General features: G+C 55.0%; 1 protein-coding gene and 1 pseudogene. Both read left to right on the top strand.

The genetic code is table 11. The features are described 5' to 3' along the window. A pseudogene (locus tag HT737_RS15615) lies at positions 1–345 on the top strand (F0F1 ATP synthase subunit alpha); the annotation flags it as partial. Between the two features lie 50 nt (positions 346–395). Further along, a partial coding sequence (locus HT737_RS15610; RefSeq protein ID WP_182403183.1) for a F0F1 ATP synthase subunit gamma occupies positions 396–662 on the top strand: 267 nt, incomplete at its 3' end.

Raw genomic sequence — 662 nt, 5'->3', positions numbered from 1 at the left:
TACCGTGAACTGGCGGCATTCGCCCAGTTCGCTTCTGACCTGGACGAAGCGACCCGCAAGCAACTTGAGCATGGTCAGCGCGTTACCGAGCTGATGAAGCAGAAGCAATACGCACCGATGTCGATCGCTGACATGGCGCTGTCGCTGTATGCCGCTGAGCGTGGGTTCCTGACTGACATTGAAATCGCCAAGATCGGCAGCTTCGAACAAGCGCTGATTGCTTTCTTCAACCGCGATCACGCCGATTTGATGGCCAAGATCAACGTTAAAGGTGACTTCAATGACGAAATCGACGCTGGCCTCAAAGCCGGTATCGAGAAGTTCAAGGCCACCCAAACCTGGTAAGCCGCAGCGGGAGCCGCAAGGCTCCCGCTTGCTAACCTGATAGGTGTTACATGGCAGGCGCAAAAGAGATTCGCAGTAAGATTGCGAGCATCAAAAGCACGCAAAAAATTACCAGCGCCATGGAAAAAGTGGCGGTCAGCAAAATGCGCAAGGCACAAATGCGCATGGCTGCTAGCCGTCCTTATGCGGAACGTATCCGCCAGGTAATTGGGCATCTGGCCAACGCCAACCCGGAATACCGCCACCCGTTCATGATCGACCGTGAAGTAAAGCGCGTCGGTTATGTCGTAGTGAGCAGTGACCGTGGTCTGTGCGGC

The sequence above is a fragment of the Pseudomonas sp. MD195_PC81_125 genome (assembly GCF_014060985.1).
Taxonomy (GTDB): domain Bacteria; phylum Pseudomonadota; class Gammaproteobacteria; order Pseudomonadales; family Pseudomonadaceae; genus Aquipseudomonas; species Aquipseudomonas parakoreensis.
The sequence above is the reverse complement of the archived record's forward strand: the minus strand, read 5'-3'. Positions and strand labels throughout refer to the sequence as shown.